At 54.4% G+C, this 17,956-nt stretch carries 17 protein-coding genes; 10 read left to right on the top strand and 7 right to left on the bottom strand.

Annotated features, from left to right (window positions below; translation table 11 throughout):
• Positions 1–39: 39 nt before the first annotated feature.
• Positions 40–843, top strand: a complete 804-nt coding sequence (locus tag SGBXF1_RS15480; protein WP_130381274.1) for a hypothetical protein — start codon at positions 40–42, stop codon at positions 841–843.
• An 83-nt stretch (positions 844–926) separates the two neighbouring features.
• Here the strand turns inward: SGBXF1_RS15480 and SGBXF1_RS15475 are convergent, their stop codons facing one another.
• Positions 927–3,302, bottom strand: coding sequence for a glucose/quinate/shikimate family membrane-bound PQQ-dependent dehydrogenase (locus SGBXF1_RS15475; RefSeq protein WP_061806603.1), 2,376 nt, complete (start codon positions 3,300–3,302; stop codon positions 927–929).
• 477 nt (positions 3,303–3,779) lie between these two features.
• Between SGBXF1_RS15475 and SGBXF1_RS15470 the strand changes: the two genes are divergently transcribed.
• The gene (locus tag SGBXF1_RS15470) at positions 3,780–4,769 is read left to right on the top strand and encodes an aldo/keto reductase (RefSeq protein WP_186427117.1); all 990 of its coding nucleotides are present in this window, start codon (positions 3,780–3,782) and stop codon (positions 4,767–4,769) included.
• A 35-nt stretch (positions 4,770–4,804) separates the two neighbouring features.
• Here SGBXF1_RS15470 and SGBXF1_RS15465 read toward each other — a convergent pair whose 3' ends face one another.
• On the bottom strand, positions 4,805–5,704 hold the full coding sequence (locus SGBXF1_RS15465; protein ID WP_186428519.1) for a LysR family transcriptional regulator: 900 nt from the start codon (positions 5,702–5,704) through the stop codon (positions 4,805–4,807).
• A gap of 248 nt (positions 5,705–5,952) precedes the next feature.
• Here SGBXF1_RS15465 and SGBXF1_RS15460 point away from each other — a divergent pair, with 248 nt between their 5' ends.
• Positions 5,953–6,348 carry a (R)-mandelonitrile lyase gene (locus tag SGBXF1_RS15460; protein WP_037417183.1) on the top strand — a complete coding sequence of 132 codons (396 nt, stop codon included), beginning with the start codon at positions 5,953–5,955 and terminating at the stop codon, positions 6,346–6,348.
• 21 nt (positions 6,349–6,369) lie between these two features.
• On the opposite strand, the gene SGBXF1_RS15455 is transcribed toward SGBXF1_RS15460, so the two are convergent.
• Together SGBXF1_RS15455 and gabD are read right to left on the bottom strand one after the other, a co-directional pair.
• Positions 6,370–6,738 carry a glyoxalase superfamily protein gene (locus SGBXF1_RS15455; RefSeq protein ID WP_061806602.1) on the bottom strand — a complete coding sequence of 123 codons (369 nt, stop codon included), beginning with the start codon at positions 6,736–6,738 and terminating at the stop codon, positions 6,370–6,372.
• Between the two features lie 125 nt (positions 6,739–6,863).
• Positions 6,864–8,339, bottom strand: a complete 1,476-nt coding sequence (gene gabD / locus SGBXF1_RS15450; RefSeq protein ID WP_061806601.1) for an NADP-dependent succinate-semialdehyde dehydrogenase — start codon at positions 8,337–8,339, stop codon at positions 6,864–6,866.
• A 217-nt stretch (positions 8,340–8,556) separates the two neighbouring features.
• On the opposite strand from gabD, the gene SGBXF1_RS15445 reads away from it, so the two are divergent.
• On the top strand, positions 8,557–8,769 hold the full coding sequence (locus SGBXF1_RS15445; RefSeq protein WP_037417192.1) for a glycogen synthase: 213 nt from the start codon (positions 8,557–8,559) through the stop codon (positions 8,767–8,769).
• 34 nt (positions 8,770–8,803) lie between these two features.
• Here SGBXF1_RS15445 and SGBXF1_RS15440 read toward each other — a convergent pair whose 3' ends face one another.
• Together SGBXF1_RS15440 and SGBXF1_RS15435 are read right to left on the bottom strand one after the other, a co-directional pair.
• Positions 8,804–9,718 carry a PNPOx family protein gene (locus SGBXF1_RS15440; protein ID WP_186427116.1) on the bottom strand — a complete coding sequence of 305 codons (915 nt, stop codon included), beginning with the start codon at positions 9,716–9,718 and terminating at the stop codon, positions 8,804–8,806.
• 3 nt (positions 9,719–9,721) lie between these two features.
• Positions 9,722–10,339 (bottom strand): glutathione S-transferase family protein, encoded by a 618-nt coding sequence (locus SGBXF1_RS15435; RefSeq protein ID WP_061806599.1) that lies wholly within the window; start codon positions 10,337–10,339, stop codon positions 9,722–9,724.
• 98 nt (positions 10,340–10,437) lie between these two features.
• Here SGBXF1_RS15435 and SGBXF1_RS15430 point away from each other — a divergent pair, with 98 nt between their 5' ends.
• The 6 genes from SGBXF1_RS15430 to SGBXF1_RS15405 all read left to right on the top strand — a co-directional run bounded on the left by SGBXF1_RS15430 (position 10,438) and on the right by SGBXF1_RS15405 (position 16,405).
• On the top strand, positions 10,438–11,340 hold the full coding sequence (locus SGBXF1_RS15430) for a LysR family transcriptional regulator (RefSeq protein ID WP_186427115.1): 903 nt from the start codon (positions 10,438–10,440) through the stop codon (positions 11,338–11,340).
• A gap of 158 nt (positions 11,341–11,498) precedes the next feature.
• A complete protein-coding gene (locus SGBXF1_RS15425; RefSeq protein ID WP_186427114.1) occupies positions 11,499–12,293 on the top strand; it encodes an alpha/beta hydrolase in 795 nt (264 codons plus the stop codon).
• A 3-nt stretch (positions 12,294–12,296) separates the two neighbouring features.
• Entirely contained in the window at positions 12,297–12,671 is a 375-nt protein-coding gene (locus SGBXF1_RS15420) for a RidA family protein (RefSeq protein WP_037417207.1), read from the top strand.
• A gap of 114 nt (positions 12,672–12,785) precedes the next feature.
• Positions 12,786–13,973, top strand: a complete 1,188-nt coding sequence (locus tag SGBXF1_RS15415; RefSeq protein ID WP_186427113.1) for an amino acid aminotransferase — start codon at positions 12,786–12,788, stop codon at positions 13,971–13,973.
• 18 nt (positions 13,974–13,991) lie between these two features.
• A complete protein-coding gene (locus SGBXF1_RS15410) occupies positions 13,992–15,392 on the top strand; it encodes an amino acid permease (RefSeq protein WP_061806594.1) in 1,401 nt (466 codons plus the stop codon).
• Positions 15,393–15,487: 95 nt separating this feature from the next.
• Positions 15,488–16,405 carry a DMT family transporter gene (locus SGBXF1_RS15405; protein ID WP_186427112.1) on the top strand — a complete coding sequence of 306 codons (918 nt, stop codon included), beginning with the start codon at positions 15,488–15,490 and terminating at the stop codon, positions 16,403–16,405.
• Between the two features lie 21 nt (positions 16,406–16,426).
• Here the strand turns inward: SGBXF1_RS15405 and pdxR are convergent, their stop codons facing one another.
• Complete coding sequence (pdxR, locus tag SGBXF1_RS15400; protein ID WP_186427111.1) at positions 16,427–17,911, bottom strand: MocR-like pyridoxine biosynthesis transcription factor PdxR; 1,485 nt, start codon at positions 17,909–17,911, stop codon at positions 16,427–16,429.
• Between the last annotated feature and the right edge of the window lie 45 nt (positions 17,912–17,956).

Below are 17,956 nucleotides of genomic sequence, written 5' to 3'. Positions count from 1 at the left end.
TGATTTCTGCCAGTACTTTAATAATGACGAAGAAAACTTATGAAACGTATTGTTGTTTTGTTCCTCTGGTTCTATTGCACGACGTCGTTCGCTGTCTTGAATATCCCCAATGAAAAACCAGGGAGTTCGGTCACAGTGACTGTTGAGTCACCGCAAGTGAAGACGAAATTTAATCAGACGGCCGGCGGATTTAACTGCGACCACGCTGGCTGTCTGTTAGTGGAATTTTTCGCCGGGACTGACATGCTAGGGAAGACGACGTGGGCTCGCCACACTAGCACATATAGTAGAATCGCGAAGATCGAGGGATGTTCATCTAGCGGGATAGAAGCTGGATTGAAAGGGCAGAGTTATCTTGGGGAAGTGATGTCGTCGGGTTTGCTCGATGATTTAATTCCACCTTCTAAGAAGTCATACAGAACCTATGGTTACTGTGTTACTAAATCTGGTTCGAATTACGATTGGTCTACCCTCGACCAACCTTGGGATGGCATACCGCCACCGGTGTGTGGACTTAGTGGGCCCGATGTTATCGACTTTGGCGAACTGAAGCCTGCCGCCGTTTCGGGTAAATCAAAGAAAGCGCGTTACACCATTAGCTGTGATAAAAAAGCCACCGTCAAAGTGACCTTTGCCTTTGCATCGGGGAGTAGTAGCGAGAAGATCGCCGATGACCTGACCCTTGCCCTTAAGGTGGGTACAAAAGAGGGCGTCAAAGGGGAGACATACACCGTCGAGAAATCGGCAGTACAGGCTGATTTGAGCGTTGCTCTAAAAAGTGGTGGTGCCGCACCGGTGGGTGAATATCAAGCGTCGGCGGTGGTGAAATTGACCGTGGAATAACCGCTGGGTACGGCATGATTACTTTGCTGTAGTAAAAAAGCACGCCTTGCGGCGTGCTTTTTACGTTAACTCAACGGTGCTGATTATTTCGCATCCGGCAAGGCGTAAGCGACAATATAGTCACCCAGCTTGGTGCCGAATGAGCCATGACCGCCTGCGGAAATGACCACATATTGCTTGCCATTAACCTCATAGGTCATTGGTGTTGCCTGACCACCGGCTGGCAACCGCGCTTCCCACAGTTTTTCACCGTTGGTCACGCTGAAGGCGCGCAGATAGTTGTCTGCGGTCGCGCCAATAAAGAACACATTACCCGCAGTAGAAACCGGTCCACCCAACATCGGCATACCCATCTTGAACGGCAACGGCAGCGGGGAGCTGTCGCGCACGGTACCGATGCGTTTTTTCCACACGATGTCGTTGGTTTTCAGGTCTACAGCAGAAATGTAACCCCAGGCTGGCTGTTTACACGGCAAGCCAAGTGGCGACAGGAACGGATTCAGTGTGACGCCGAACGGCACGCCATACTGTGGTTGCACACCCGCTTCAGTACCGCTGCCGCCTTTGTCGTTGGCTGGCGGTTCAATTGGGTTGCCCGGACCGCGTGGGATCAGTTTTGACACAAATGGCAGTGCGATAGGGTTGGCAATAGCCACTTGACGATCGGTGTCGACAGACAAACCGCCCCATTCGAACATGCCAAGGTTACCTGGGAATACCAACGTACCTTGTTCAGAAGGCGGGGTGAAGGTGCCCTCATAACGCAGGCTGTGGAACATCACGCGGCAGACCAGTTGGTCGTAAATGGTCGCCCCCCACATGTCTGCGCCAGTCAGTTTTTTCTCAGGGCGGAAGGTCAGCTCTGAGAAAGGTTGAGTCGGTGACAGACGGTCGCCTTTGGCTGGGCCTTGTGGTACCGGTTTTTCTGGCGCTGGCACGACCAATTCGCCGTTGGTACGGTTCAGGACGAAGATGTTACCGGTCTTGGTCGGTACGTAGATTACCGGCACCTTATTGCCGCTCTTGTCGGTAATATCCGCCAGCGTTGGCTGCGCCGGTACGTCCATATCCCACAGGTCGTGGTGTACGGTTTGATAGAACCAGACCAGTTTGCCGGTTGTGGCATTCAGCGCCAGCAGGCCGCTAGCATAACGCTCCATTTCCGGTGTACGGTTGCCGCCCCAGATATCGGGTGTGGCGACGCCCATCGGCAGGTAGACAATATCCAGCTTGGCGTCGTAGGCAGCAGGTGCCCAAGAGTTAGGCGAGTTCGGGATAAAGTGATGCTCGTCTGCTGGGATCGCGTTAGGGTCTTTGGCGCCCGGATCAAATGCCCACAGCAGTTTGCCGCTGTTGACGTCAAATCCGCGGATCACGCCGGACGGCTCGCGGGTGGAGTAGTTGTCGGTGACCGCACCGCTGACCACGATCACATTGTCGGTGATCACCGGCGGAGACGTCGGCTCATAATGGCCTGGCGTCGCATACGGCATATTGCTTTGCAGGTTGAGTTCGCCGTTATTGGCGAAGTCGGCACAAGGCTTACCGGTTTCGGCATCCAGCGCAAACAACCGCCCATCATTCACTGGCAGGAAAATGCGGCGTGCGCACATTGCCGGAGACGCGTCTGTCGCCGAGCCTGCTGCTGCGGCAGTTTCATGGTAAGAAACACCACGACAGGTGATGTGCTGGAAGGTCGGGTTGAAATTCAACTGAGGATCAAATTTCCACTTCTGTTTACCGGTGGCCGCATCCAGTGCAAACAGCTTCTGGTGAGGCGTACACAGGTAGAGCGTGTCGCGGATTTTAATCGGGGTTACTTCGTTGGTGATTTCCCCCGGATCGTTGGCGGTTTTCAGGTCGCCAGTTTGGAAGGTCCAGGCTTCTTTAAGCTGACCAACGTTTTTGTCATTGATCTGGCTCAGTGGCGAATAACGCGTGCCTTCCTGAGTACGGCCATAGGCTGGCCAATCGGCGTCTGATGCCTGAGGTGCAACCTTCACCTGGGCCGGTTCAAGGGTGCCGTTGATCTCTTGCGGATCGTTAAATACGGCATAGGCCAGGACTGCGACGGTAAACACCAGCGCGATACTCAGTGCGCTGTAGGCCAACTTGCCGCTGGCAATCAGCTTGTGATAGATGAACGGCAACACCAGCCACAGGCCGAAGAAGAAGGTAACGTCCAGGCGTGGCGTCAACGCCCAGAAGTCCGGACCGACCTCCCACAGTGCCCAAATTGTGGTGCCGAGTAAAAACACGGCATACAGCAGCAGTGCAGTGGCGCGGCGGCGAACCAGCAGCCAGGCGGTAACCAGCAAAACCAGGCCGGCGATGATGTAGTACAGTGAACCGCCGAGTTTGGCTAGCCAGATGCCGCCTCCCAGCAGATAAAGCCCACTCAACGCGGCAAACAGAGCCGTGATGATGATGAGCGGCGACAATGATGCTTTATTTTGCATAGTATTATCCTTACCAAAATGAAAAGTCCCCGATTTAGAGATTAAGCCATATCCAAAAAAACACGCGGTTTCTCCCTAAAAATCCGTCCCGTATGTTTGGCAACCTCCCTCATCACCAATGCCAATCGGCAGTGGCAGCAAAAAATGGAGAGGACAGTTTTGGATGATTGAAGAAACTCTACTATCGGGGGTAAAACCAAAAACAAGTCTGAGTCAGGCGTCGTACGCAGCGATGCCGTTAAGATGAACGTAAACGGGTGCGTCAGCATCGCCTGAAGCGCGCCTAGGTTACTCTAATTGTTATTCTTTCGTTGCATACCTTGTGCTGTTTTTACGATTATTTGTTGGTTTTATGAATGTAGCTCATAAGCTCAAGCACATTTAACGCATAGTCATTTGCCGACCGTCCTCCTACAGTAATCACACTTTGGCTGCCCTGCGTGAGTGGTGGCCAGCGCGACACTTTTGGAGGCAAAAATGCAAAAACGTAAACTGGGTAACAGGGGTTTGGAAGTCTCAGCTTTGGGCTTGGGTTGTATGGGGTTGAGTTTTGGCTATGGCCCGGCGACTGACAAACAGCAGGGGATCGCGTTGATTCGTGCGGCTGTCGATCAGGGCGTGACTTTTTTCGACACCGCTGAAGTGTATGGCCCCTTCACCAATGAGACATTGGTCGGGGAAGCGTTGGCTCTGGTGCGTGATCGTGTGGTGATTGCGACCAAATTTGGGTTTGAACTGCCGCAGCCGGATGGCAAACAGGTGCTTAACAGCCGGCCGGAACATATCCGTCAGGCGGTGGAAGGGTCACTGAAGCGCCTGAATATTGAAACTATTGATCTGCTATATCAGCACCGGGTTGATCCCAATGTACCGATTGAAGACGTCGCCGGTACCGTGAAGGCATTGATCCAGGAAGGGAAAGTGAAGCACTTTGGTTTGTCAGAGGCTGGGGCGCAAACCATTCGCCGTGCCCATGCCGTGCAGCCGGTGACGGCGTTGCAAAGTGAATACTCGCTGTGGTGGCGCGAGCCAGAGAAAGAAATCTTACCGACATTACAAGAGTTGGGCATCGGTTTTGTGCCCTTCAGCCCGTTGGGGAAAGGTTTCCTGACAGGGGCGATCAATGAAAATACCGCCTTTGACGAGGGTGACTTTCGCAACGTCGTTCCGCGCTTCAGCACGGAGTCACGTAAGGCCAACCAGGTGCTGGTGGACGTGCTTGGGCAGTTGGCACAGCAAAAAGGTGTCACGCCGGCACAGATTGCGTTGGCCTGGCTGTTGGCGCAACAACCTTGGATTGTGCCTATTCCGGGAACCACCAAGCAACATCGCCTGCAAGAGAATCTGGGGGCGGCTGCGATAGCGCTGAGCACGGATGAATTGCGCAGCATTGAAGGAGCGCTTGCCGCCATTGAAGTGCAGGGCGCCCGTTATCCTGCGCACCTGCAACAGAATATCGGGCGCTGAAACCAGCCCCTTGCCGCAGCCGTCGGCAGGGGGATTCAGGATTGGCGCGGGTAGCGTAGCGCCTCTACCAGCAGGGCGAAGGCCGTCGTGTGCTGCCGACGGCTGGGGTAGTAGAGGTAATAACCGGGGAAAAGCGGGCACCAGGCGTCGAGCACGCGCATTAAACGGCCATCAGCCAGCTCATGGGTGACGGTATCTTCGGGGACAAAGGTGATACCGAAACCCAGTAACGCCGCCTCAATACGTTGGCGCAGGCTGTTAAACGTTAACTGGCCATCAACGCGAACTTTGATCTCTCTACCGTCTTTTTCAAATTCCCATGCATAAAGCCCGCCCATGGTCGGTAAACGCATATTGATGCAACGATGATTCTGCAATTCTTGTGGGGTGTTCGGTATGCCGTATTGTTCAAAATAGGCAGGAGAGGCGACCGGCACCATACGCATTTCCGGTGCGATACGCACGGCAACCATGTCCTTGGCCACCTGTTCACCCAAGCGAATACCGGCATCAAAGCGACCAGCAACAATGTCGGTCAGGGCGTTATCCACCGTAATTTCGACATTAATATCCGGGTAGTCAGCCAGAAACGATTTCAGTACCGGCCATAGCACCGAATCGACGGCATGCTCACCGGCGGTGATGCGAATATTGCCGGCTGGCCGCGCCCGCATTTCACTCAGTGCATCCAGCTCACTTTCAATTTCGGCAAAGCGCGGACCGAGGCTGTTGAACAACCGCTCACCGGCTTCGGTAGGGGCAACGCTACGGGTTGTACGCGTCAATAAACGCAGCTCAAGCCGCTCTTCAAGGCCCCGAATGGCATGGCTTAATGCCGATTGGGATACGCCAAGCTTTGCTGCGGCCTTGGTGAAGCTGCGTTCCCGGGCAACCACCAGAAACGAAATTAAATCGTTAAAGTTCTCTTTTAACATCCCGGCCTCACAGCATGGGCAGAATTCATGGCGATATTCTAGCCGTTTGCCGGCGGTGGCGACAATTAATGAATTCAACTCATAGCTCCTTGCGCATTTAGCTATCTAGTCGCGTTGCAGAGTGAAGGGTATCTTTTGTCATGTGCATTTCATCACGCTTTAGGCGTTACCCGGTGAAGTGACTGGCAGCCTCTACAATTATTCTGTCTATATTAACGTCGGCTACTTTGGTCGAAACGGAGAAAAAAATGAAAATCCAACGCAGTGGTTCACAACCCTCCCGTCCAGGCCCAGAAGAGTATTTTACCGGTAAGGTACGGATCGATGCGCCGTTTGCCGGCAGTGAGCCAGCCCGCGTGGGCGGCGCGACCGTGACCTTTGAGCCAGGTGCTCGCACTGCCTGGCACACCCATCCGCTTGGTCAGACGTTGATTGTTACCCAAGGGCGAGGCTGGATCCAGGTGTGGGGTGACGAGATCCAGGAAATGAACCAGGGCGATATTGTTTGGATCCCGGAAGATGTCAAACACTGGCACGGTGCGACACCGGAGACTGCCATGACCCATATTGCTATCGCTGAGTCACTTAACGGCAGCCCAGTTGACTGGATGGAGAAGGTCAGTGACGCGCAGTACCAGAAGTGATGCCTGCGCGCTGGGAGGTTGTCAGCTGTTGCTTATCTGCTGACAAAAGCGCAGGCGGTTGCCGAAGGGATCTGTGATGTTTAACTCTTTCCCCCAATCGACCGTTTCAACTCCCGGTCTGGCATAGCGATACTGTTTGGCCGACAGTTCCTGATGTAACGCGTCGATATCACCCATGGGGATAAACACCGCAGAGCCCGGCGTGCTGTCGCCGTGGTGTTCGCTGAGATGCAAGGTGAGGCCGGAGCGGGAGACTTGTGCGTACAGCGGCAGGTCTTCGCTGAAGCGATGCTCCCAATCCAGCGTGAAGCCAAGAAAATCCAGGTAAAACTCTTTGGCTTTTTCTACCGAGAAGATGCGAAGAATAGGGATGGCGGCGGAGAATTCCATTATTAATCTCACTTAAACAACGCTCAGAAGACGGACTCTCTTTCCGGGTCGGTTAACCCGAACAGGATTCGCAATCAATGCTGATACGGCCCGCATTATGCAGACCGTATCAGCGCATCAGGCGGTTAGCTGTCTAGCCCACCGAGGCACAGGTATTTGATCTCAAGATAATCCTCGATACCGTACTTCGATCCTTCACGCCCCAGCCCGGAGTTTTTCACCCCGCCGAACGGTGCGACTTCGGTAGAAATCAGCCCTTCGTTAATACCAACAATGCCGTATTCCAGCGCTTCTGCGACGCGCATGACCCGACCAATATCCCGGCTATAGAAGTACGATGCCAGGCCAAATGGCGTATCGTTAGCCAGTTCAATGGCTTCGGCTTCGTGTTCAAAGCGGATCAATGGTGCTACCGGGCCAAAGGTTTCCTCATGGAAGATTTTGGCCTGACGAGGCACGTCGGTCAGAATAGTTGGCATAAAGAAGTTATTGCCCAACGAGTGGGGTTTCCCCCCCAACAGAATCGATGCGCCGTGCTGCACCGCGTCATCGATATGTTCAGTGACTTTTTCCACGGCCGCTGGGTTAATCAAGGGGCCGATTGTCACGCCATCGTCCATGCCGTTACCGACTTTCAGTTTTTCTACCGCGGTTTTCAGCTTTTCAGCAAAGGCGTCATAAATACCGTCCTGTACCAGGAAACGGTTGGTACACACGCAGGTTTGGCCGGCATTGCGGTATTTGGAAGCCACTGCGCCAGTCACGGCGGCGTCCAGATCGGCATCGTCAAACACGATAAACGGCGCATTGCCGCCCAGTTCCATGCTGGTCTTTTTGATCGTAGGCGCACACTGTGCCAGCAATTGTGCGCCTACTTCGGTGCTGCCGGTAAACGAAAGTTTGCGTACGTCGGGGTTGGCGGTCAGCTCAGCACCGATGGCCTGGCTTGGGCCGGTAATCACGTTGCAGACCCCTGCCGGTAGGCCGGCACGCTCAGCCAGTACCGCGATGGCCAGTGCCGAAAATGGCGTCTGGCTGGCGGGGCGGATCACACCGGTACACCCTGCGGCCCAGCCGGGACCCGCTTTACGGGTGATCATCGCCGCCGGGAAATTCCAGGGTGTAATGGCGGCGAAGACCCCAATCGGTTCTTTCTGCACGATGATACGGCGGCCAGACTGGGGTTGCGGGATGGTATCGCCATAGACGCGTTTGCCTTCTTCGGCGAACCACTCAATAAAGGACGCTGCGTAGGCAATCTCACCGCGGCTTTCGGCCAGCGGCTTACCCTGTTCTGCGGTCATGATGCGCGCCAGATCGTCCTGGTTTTCCATCATCAGTTCAAACAGGCGGCGCAGCTTACCGGCCCGTTCTTTGGCGGTCAGCGCACGCCAGGCTGGCTGGGCCTTCTTGGCGGCGGCAATCGCCTGTGCTGTTTCTTTGGCGCCCAAAGCCGGTACCTGGCCGAGTAACTCACCGGTTGCGGGGTTGTGGATCTTGAGACACTGGCCGTCTTTGACCGGCAGCCATTGCCCATCGATATAGTTGGCTTCGCGAAACAGTGAGGCATCTTTGAGGGTGGCAGAGAAGTGATTGCTCATCGGTTATCTTCCTTTTTCAGAATTCAACACGGGGTGATCTATCCCAAATGGCTACCCTTTACCCTAGCAAACTTTTCCGCCTTCATTTGCCCCATCAGTGGCAAGAAATCAATTTACTGCCTTGAGCACCTTCTGTACAAAAAATGCCCGCGTTCGAGACGATACTGAAGTTAGCAGGCATATGACCCTTTTCGATGTGATTAAAAGGAGTGTGCAAATGATGAAATCAGTGGACAGACATCTTTATGGCGGCGGAGAAATGGATTTTTTGGCTTCCAGTATTGCGTTGATGGAGTGGCAGGGGCGAGAGGTCGACGCCGGCAAAGTGGCAGGTAATATGTCGGAGTCGCAAAGCCGTTTGTTCTTCGAACGTCTGAACTATTTCCGCCAGCTTTATCAAGCCGCTGCAACGGTGGAACACAGCGTATAAAATCAATCTACTGACCCCGCCAAAGCGGGGTTTTTTATTCCGACCACACCCCGGTGTTCAGCGTTGCCGGGGAGAACTCAAGATTACGGCCTCGCCACGGCAGGGCCTGCGAAAAGCGCCATGCACTGCGTATATCGAAACGCCAGTAACGTTCTGCCCCTGCCACGCCTTGCCCGATATCCGCTTGCCAGAGAATGTGTGTTTCCCCTTGCAGGTGCAAAATATCCCCGTGTTCAAAGTCGACAAACAGCAATGCCGCTCGCGGTTCCGCAAGCAAATTACCCAGCGTGTTCATATAGCGATTGCCACGAAAATCGGGTATCCACAGGCTATTGTTTTCCAAATGAATGAAACCCGGTTTACCACCACGGTGTGAAATATCTACACCACCTTGTTCGAGCGTTGCATGGGCACAACTGGCGACGAAACAGGTATCAGCCTGGCGGATTAACATCTCCGCCGACGCGTCCAGCGCAGTGAGATGTTCAATCGGGGCAGCTGAGCTGGTTGCCGGATACAACTCACGCCGTTGAATATATTGCGGGCAGTTACCAAAACTCTGCCTGACGTCGATCTCAATACGGTTCTTGTCGGTACGCCCAATAATACCGTTGACACGGTTGCGTCGCCGGTTGCTGAAGTCCAACCCCAATGCCCCCACCGGTTTACCCGTTTGCAAGGCAGCCTGCGCAGGATCGTCGCTTCTCCGGGGGGCGCTGATACGCAGGTGATCGCTGTCTGGCGAGCGCAGGAAACCGGGTGGACCGCTGAACAGTGTCGCCACCGGCCAATCCTGACTGTCCAGTGTGGCGACAAACAGATAAGGCAGTGCAGCGAAAAACGCGCGATGTTGCTCTGGCATGCTGGGGTAAATGCCGCCACTGACCCGATCAAAACCGGCTAACGTCTGGGCGCGCAGTTCGTCGGGGTGAAACATCGGTTGGTTCATCAGTTACCTCTTGCCGGGTTCCGGCAGCGTTGGCATGGCGAAGAAACCGGGCAACGCTGCGATGCGTGCCACCCAACGTTGGATCGCCGGATAAGGGGCCAGAGAAATCCCGCCTTCTGGGGCCACCGCAACATAGCTGTAGCAGGCCAGATCGCCAATTGTCGCCTCGTCAGTTGCTAGAAAAGCACGGTTGGCCAGATGTTGCTCCATATGCGGCAGAAAACGGGCGGCGACCGCTAACGCACTCTGATAATCCTCTGGCGCAGAAAATTGAGCGATCAAGCGGCTTGAGGCCGGCCCGTAGCGCACTTCTCCGGCTGCTTTGGATAACCATTCCTGCACCTGTGCTGCCGCGATGGGGGATTCCGGCAGCCAATGGCTGCCCGGTGCGTAACGTTTGACCAGATATACCAGGATGGCGTTACTGTCGGCCAGCACCTGATCGTCGTCCACCAGGACCGGGATCTGGCCGAAAGGGTTCAGGCGGCGAAAGTGCTCGCTCTGGCGCACCTCTGCGCCGGCCTCGATAAATTCATACGGCAGTGCAAGCATCCGTAATAGCAACGCCACGCGATGAACATGGCCGGAAAGCGGGGTACCGTAAAGTTTTAGTTTTTGCATGATGAGGCTCCTGAACAATTTTTATTAGCATACTCTTGCAGGCAGTGAGCGAAATCCGGCAATGTAGAAATTGATAATTTCACTTTATGGAACAATCTATGGATCGGTTGGACGAACTGGCGATCTTTGTGGCAGTGATCCAGCACGGCAGCCTGGCCGCCGCCGGTCGTAAGCTAAGGCGTTCTGCACCGGCGATCACCCGAGCCATTGCCTCGCTGGAGCAGCGCTTTGGTGCCCGCTTGGTCGAACGTACCACCCGGCGGCTCGCGCCGACTGAGGCGGGGTTACGCTTGGTGGAACGCGCTCACGTGCTGCTGCATGAATATCAGGCTGCCGTGTTGGACACGGTGGATACTCAGCTCACCGGTCTGTTGCGGATAACGTCGCCGGTGCAGTTCGGACGCAAGCATGTGGCACCGGTGGTGATGGCATTTCTCGACCACTATCCGCAGATGCAGATTGAAATGGTGCTAAACGATCGCAATCTGGACTTGATCGACGAAGGGCTGGATGTGGCGATACGTATCGGGCATCTGCAAGATTCCTCACGGGTGGCTCGGCGGTTGGGGCAGGTGTCGCGGGTAACCGTCGCCAGCCCGGCCTATCTGGCACGACGCGGGGAACCACAAGAACCGGTGCAGTTGGCGGATCATGACACCATTGTCGGTACTCAGCGTGCGTCGCTGCGTGAATGGCGTTTTGGCCCACAGGAGAATGGCGAGCGGGTACGTTTGACGCCGCGCTTGCTGCTTAACGAGGTTGAAACACAGTTATTGGCGGTGCGCGCAGGCAAGGGCATCGCCCGGCTGTTGTCATACCAGGTCGCGGACGATTTGGCGGCGGGGACGTTGGTACGCCTGTTACCGTCCTACGAACCCTTGCCAATGCCGGTGCAATTGGTGGCACAGAACGCACAGAGAATGCCGCTAAAGGTACGGACATTCTGGGATTATGCCTGGCAAGCGCTAAGCCAATTAGCACAAATTCAGCCGGTAGAATAATAAAGACTCAGGCCCAATAAGTTTCACTGGTTAAACTTATTGGGCAGCTAAAAAGATTTATATTACCAGGCCCGCATTGCTGCTGTTCCCTTCTTGACAATATTATTCCCGGTGCTAATAGTTAACGCATATCTTAAATAATAAACGAAGTTTAATATATGAAACTTGTCCCAGGGGATTACGATAACGGTGCTACGGTAGACAATGAAGATGAGATCCTGACGTCGTTTCAAACGCGTAGTCAGCATGTTTATCGCCAAGTGCGTAGTGAACGTAATATTGCCTACGGTAATTCCCCACGGGAAGTGTTCGACTGGTTATATTCCGATAAAGAACATAAAGGAACATTAATATTTATTCACGGCGGCTATTGGCAATTTTGTAATAAAGATGATTTTGCTTTTATTGCCAACGTGCCCTTGTCGCTGGGCTTTGATGTGATCCTGTTGGAATATACTCTGGCACCTCACGCCACTCTGGACGATATTTGCCGGCAAACAGGAGTGGCACTGGGTGCTATTCAACAGCGTCTGGGGCAGGATAATTTAGCGCCGGTTTATCTGTGCGGGCATTCTGCTGGCGGTCATCTGGCAAGCTTTTGGCAGCATCATGAGGTGGCTGATGTCGTGCTGGCGATCAGCGGTATTTTTGAGCTGGAGCCGTTGTTAAACAGCTATGTTAATCGGCAATTGCAGTTGACCCCACAGCAAATTACCCAGCTGAGTCCGGCGCGTCATATTCCTGAATGCATAAAGCCCATGACGCTGTTTTATGGCGACGCAGAGCTGCCGGAACTGATTGGGCAGTCGCAGCACTATTACACCGCGTTGCATGAAAAACACTTGCCCGCTCGCCTGGTCGCGGTAACCGGAGCTAACCATTACAACGTGCTGGATTCGCTGTTCGCCAGAGATGGGGCGCTGATCCGCCAGTTAATCACCACGGGGAAATAAACCATGCGCAGTATCATTGAAACGGGCCTGCCGGAGATTGGCCAACCTTTCTCTTGGGCGACCAAAGGCGGCGGCATGCTGTTCACCGCCCATGGCCCAGTTAGATTAGACGGCAGTATTGAAACCGGGGCGCCGGAAAAACAGATTACCCTGACATTCGATAATCTTGCACAGACGCTGAAGGCGGCAAATAGCCACAGTGACAATGTCTTACAGGTTATTGTTTATCTCACCGACGTGAATGACGTTAAATTACTCGATGAAATCTATAAGAACTATTTTAATTATCCTTATCCTAATCGTTCAACGGTAATTGTTGATAAATTGGTGGTGCCTGGAATGAAAATAGAAATAACGGTCAGCGCCACCGCTGAATAGTTTATAGCTGTAATATTTAACGATGCGGTTAGTGTGCTGGGTCGTTAAATTTATAAGAGATATTTTTAGTAATTTCACCTGAAAATTCATTAAATAATGAGTTAAGGAATCGCTATGTTTAATCACATTGGCCGCTCTGCGGCCGATCCTATTATGTCGTTGATGGAAGCGTATTTACAGGATGAAAATACGCAGAAAGTAAATCTGGGTATTGGCCTTTATTACGATCAGCACGGCAGAATCCCGTTGATGCAGGCGGTTGAGGCAGCCGAACGGCGTTTGCTTGAACAACGCCGCCCACACGGTTATCCGCCGATCGAAGGTTCGGCGCTGTTTGCCCAACAGGTGCAGGCCTTGTTATTTGGCGAGCAGACCTCATCGTCCATCACCACGGTGCAGACCGTTGGCGGTTCTGGTGCCCTGAAGCTGGCGGCGGATTTTATTCATCAATACCTGTCCCGCCACGATATTTGGGTGTCCGACCCGACCTGGGCCAACCATTGGGCAATCTTTGAAGGTGCCGGGCTGAAGGTACATACCTATCCGTACTTTGATGAGGTGAACGGTGGTCTGCGTTTCGACGCCATGTTGGACACGCTGGATAGCCTGCCAGAAGGCAGTGTGGTGCTTTTACACCCCTGTTGTCATAACCCAACCGGCACCGATCTTAGCCAGGCACAGTGGCGTGCCACCCTGGAAGTGTTACAGCGTCGCCGCTTGCTGCCGTTCTTTGATATTGCCTATCAGGGCTTTGGTGACGGTCTGGAAGAAGACTGCTTTGCCTTGCGCGAAGCGCTGAAAACCGATCTGGCGTTTTTGGTCGCCAACTCGTTTTCAAAAAATGTTGCGTTGTATGGCCAGCGACTGGGCGGGCTTTCGGTGCGTTGCGCCAGTCCAGAGAGTGCAGCGAACGTTAAAGGCGCACTGAAAACACTGATCCGCCGCAGCTACTCTTGCCCACCGACCCATGGCAGTCAGATTGTGGAAACGCTGTTGGCGGACGAAAGCTTGCGGCAACAGTGGGAAGACGAACTGGCCGGTATGCGGCAGCGTATCAAACAGATGCGGCAAATTCTGTCTGCGGGGCTGGAACAAGGTGGTTCACAGTTGGACTACCGTCGTATCCGCGATCAGAAAGGCATGTTCAGCTACACCGGGCTTAACCAACCGCAACTTGAGCGGCTACGACAACACTATGCCATTTACCTGGTCGCACCTGGTCGTATGTGCCTGCCTGGCCTGAATCAAAATAATGTCGACTATGTTACTGCCGCCATTCTGGATGTCACCCGTACTGCGTGAATAAGGTAGGACACTGCTATGAAACAGATGAAAGGTTTTGACGAAATAGCACGGCGGCAGGGCGGGTTGCAGAAACAGCTCACCGCTGGGCAGATGTCGATGCTGGCGATAGGTGGCGCGATCGGTACCGGGCTGTTTCTCGGCAGTGCCTATGCCATCCAGATGGCGGGTCCCAGCGTATTGTTGAGCTATTTTATTGGCGGTGTTGTAGCGCTGCTGCTGATGGGGTGTTTGGCGGAAATGACCTCCGAACACCCGACACCGGGTTCATTCGGAGACTATGCCGAGTTTTACATCAGTCCACTGTTTGGTTTCCTGGTACGTTATTCCTACTGGTCCTGTGTGGTGCTGGCGGTGGGGACGGAAGTCACCGCCATTGGCATGTATATGCAGTTCTGGTTCCCGACCACGCCAATCTGGCCTTGGGTGCTGTTGTTCTCAGCGGCGGTTATCGTCATTAACGTCATTGGCGTCAAGTCATTCGGCCAGGTTGAGTACGCGCTGTCGACCATTAAAGTGGTCGCTATCGCGGCTTTTATCGCTATTGGTATCGGCATTCTGGTGTTCTCCGCGAATCCGGCGTTTGGTGTTCAAAACTTTACCGCAAACGGCGGTTTCTTCCCGTTTGGTATTAAGGGGATGTGGTTTGCGGTGATCGTGTCCATATTCAGCTATTTGAGCATCGAGATGATCGCAGTGGCTGCCGGTGAAGCCAAAAACCCGGTGATTGCGGTGAAAACTGCGTTCAAAGGCACCATTTTGCGGTTGTTTATTTTTTATATGCTGTCGATTGCGCTGATGCTGGCGATCGTGCCCTGGCGGCAATCGGGTACCGGCGAAAGCCCGTTCCTGGTCGCGATGAACGTGATTCATTTGCCTGCCGCTGCCGGTATCTTCAACTTTATCGTGTTGGTGGCTGCGCTCTCGGCGATGAACAGCCAGCTGTATATTACTACGCGCATGATGTTCTCGTTGTCACGCGCCGGGCAAGCACCGGCGGCACTCGGTCGAGTGAGTAAACGCGGTATACCGGTAAGTGCACTGGCGATGTCATGTATCGGCATTGTGGTGTCGATCGTGCTGAGCCTGGTATATCCGCAGAAATCGTTTGCCGCCATGATGTCGATTTCGGTATACGGTGCCTGCTTTACCTGGCTGATGATTTTCGTCACCCATCTGTTTTTCCGCCGTCAGCATCGCCAAACACACCTGAAATTCCGTATGTGGGGATTCCCATACACCACGCTGGCCGGTGCAGGACTGATGGCTGCACTGTTGATTTCGACGGCGTTCACCGAGTTTTTCAAAATGACGCTGTGGTTTGGCATCCCGTTCACCCTGTTGTTGGTGGCCATCTATTTCTTCTATAGCCGCCATCAGCCAGTGCCTGCTGCAATGGAAACACCGAGTGTGGAATAAACTGGTTCAGTAAAAAATGTGATTATGTGGCTCTGTAAATAAACCACTTTAACCGGAGAATAAAGGGTCTTTCGGGATTGTGGAGTTGTCTTGCAATGCGCAGTGAAACAGAAAAAAACAGCGTTATCGTCCGGGTCAGCGATGCGGGGGCGCAGCGTTCGGCCCAAGGATGGACCAGCGGTTTTTTGGGGATGTTAATTTTTAGCGGTTCTTTGCCCGCGACACGGCTGGCGGTGCTGGAGTTTGAACCGCTGTTCCTGACCGCGATGCGGGCGGTAATTGCCGCCTTCCTGGCCATGACTGCACTTGGGGTGATGCGCCAACGCTGGCCGCAGCGCCATGATCTTATGCCGTTGGTGCTGGTGGCGATCGGCGTGGTCATCGGTTTTCCTTTGCTGACAGCCTTAGCCTTACAGCACACCACGTCGGCTCATGCGCTGGTGTATATCGGGCTGCTGCCACTGGCCACCGCCTGTTTCGGTGTGCTGCGGGGAGGAGAACGACCGAAGGCCGCGTTCTGGCTGTTTTCAATGTTGGGTGGCGTATTCGTTGCCGCCTTCGCATTGAGCCAGGGAGCGGGCGGCTCATGGATCGGTGACGTGTTTATGGTGGCTGCGGTTTTACTTTGTGGGCTGGGCTATGCGGAAGGAGCGATACTGACGCGTAAGCTCGGTGGATGGCAGGTGATCTCCTGGGCGCTGGTGGTGGCATTACCGCTGACCGCAGCGGTTGCCATGGGATCTGCCCCTGCGGCATGGCCGCAGGTTAGTCTCGGGGCGTGGCTTTCTCTGGGCTACATTTCGCTGTTTAGCATGTGGATAGGCTTTATTTTTTGGTATCGCGGTTTGGCGCTGGGTGGCATAGCCGCCGTCGGGCAACTGCAATTGCTGCAACCGTTTTTCGGCCTGGCGCTTGCCGGACTGATACTGCATGAAACTATCCAGCCATCCATGATCGCGGTAATGGCTGGGGTATTGGTTTGCGTGTACGGCGCGAAGCGGTTTTCGCGATAATCTGCGAGGGTAAGTTGCGGCTTACCCTGGGTTGGCTAGCGACACCAGTACCTGATTCAGCGTTTGGGCGGCACGGTGGATTTGTGCCTCATCGTAGCCGCCCAATCCGAGTATTAACCCGTTTTTCCCGCTGTCGCTGGCATACATCGGCGAGAGTGCACTCACTGCCACACCTGCCTCGGCAGCGCGGCGCACAACCTGCCGATCGTCCAGCCCGGCCTTTAACCATAACAACATATGCATGCCTTGATCGCTGGGGTGCAAGGTCGCCAGATCGGGAGAGATATGTGCGTTGATGGCGTCGGTAAGCACACGTCGTTTTTCCGCATAGACGCCACGCATCCTGCGTATATGTCGATCCAGATGCCCCTGCGCCATAAAACTGGCCAGCACGTGCTGATCGGCACTGGGTGGGTGGCGATCCATCAGCACGCGCGCACCGCAGAAGGCGTCCACTAACGGTTTTGGTACGATGGCATAACCCAGTCGCAACGAAGGGAACAAGATCTTGCTGAAGGTACCCAGATAGACAACTCTGGCCGGATCCAGCCCCTGCAATGAAGGGAACGGATGACCGGAATAGCGCATTTCACTGTCGTAATCATCTTCAACAATCCAGGCGCGATTCTCCTTGGCCCACGCCAGCAGTTCGAGCCGACGCGTCATGCTCATCGGCATACACAGCGGGTACTGGTGAGAAGGGGTGACAAAGGCGGCTCTGGCCTGTGGCGCGATCTTTTTGGCCGCCGTGACGTCTATGCCTTCCGCATCTACCGGGACTCTGGCCATGATTCGATCCCTGAATACGCTGTTAAAGATGGCGGTAATACCGTGATAGGCCGGATCCTCCACCCAGGCGGTGTCACCGGCGTCCAGCAAAATTTGCGTGGCGAGATACAGCCCTTGTTGAGTGCCGGAGGTGATGATGACCTGTTCCGGTGTACAGAGCACCGAGCGGGATTTACGGACGTATTCACAGACGGCCTTGCGTAACGCCAATGCACCGAGCGGTTCGCCATAACCGGCGGGGGCACCGGGGCCCCGTGCACGAATACGGTTACCGAGTCGGCGCCAGACATCGTCGGGCGCGGTATCATTGATCGGTACTGAAACGGTGAATGGCACCGGTGGCAGTGGCCGTAACTGACTGGCGAATTGCGCCAATGCCTGCGCCTGGTTGGAAAGGGGGATGTCACACATATCCGCCGGAGTTAGCGGTGCCGGGGGCTGGCGGTGAAGTGACAGGGCGACGCGGGTACCCGAGCCGGGCTGCGCCTCTAGAAATCCCTCTGCCGTCAGTTGCTCGAAGGCAGCCAGCACGGTTCCCCTGGCAAGCTGCAATGCACTTGCCAGCACGCGGGTGGAGGGCAACAGATCGCCCGCTTTCAATTCGCCTTTATTGATGGCTGCCCGTAACGCCTGAGCAAGCTGTAGGCTAAGTTGCCCCGCTTGGCGATCAAGCTCGCCGATGGCGGGGACTTCAACCGTTTTGGCCGTTCTTGGCATCTATTCCGGTCCAAATAAAAGAAGTTAAACAGGGTATTCACTGTA

It is taken from the genome of Serratia grimesii, from assembly GCF_900186025.1.
Taxonomy (GTDB): domain Bacteria; phylum Pseudomonadota; class Gammaproteobacteria; order Enterobacterales; family Enterobacteriaceae; genus Serratia; species Serratia grimesii.
Note: the sequence above shows the minus strand (reverse complement) of the source record. Positions and strands in the feature narration are given on the sequence as shown.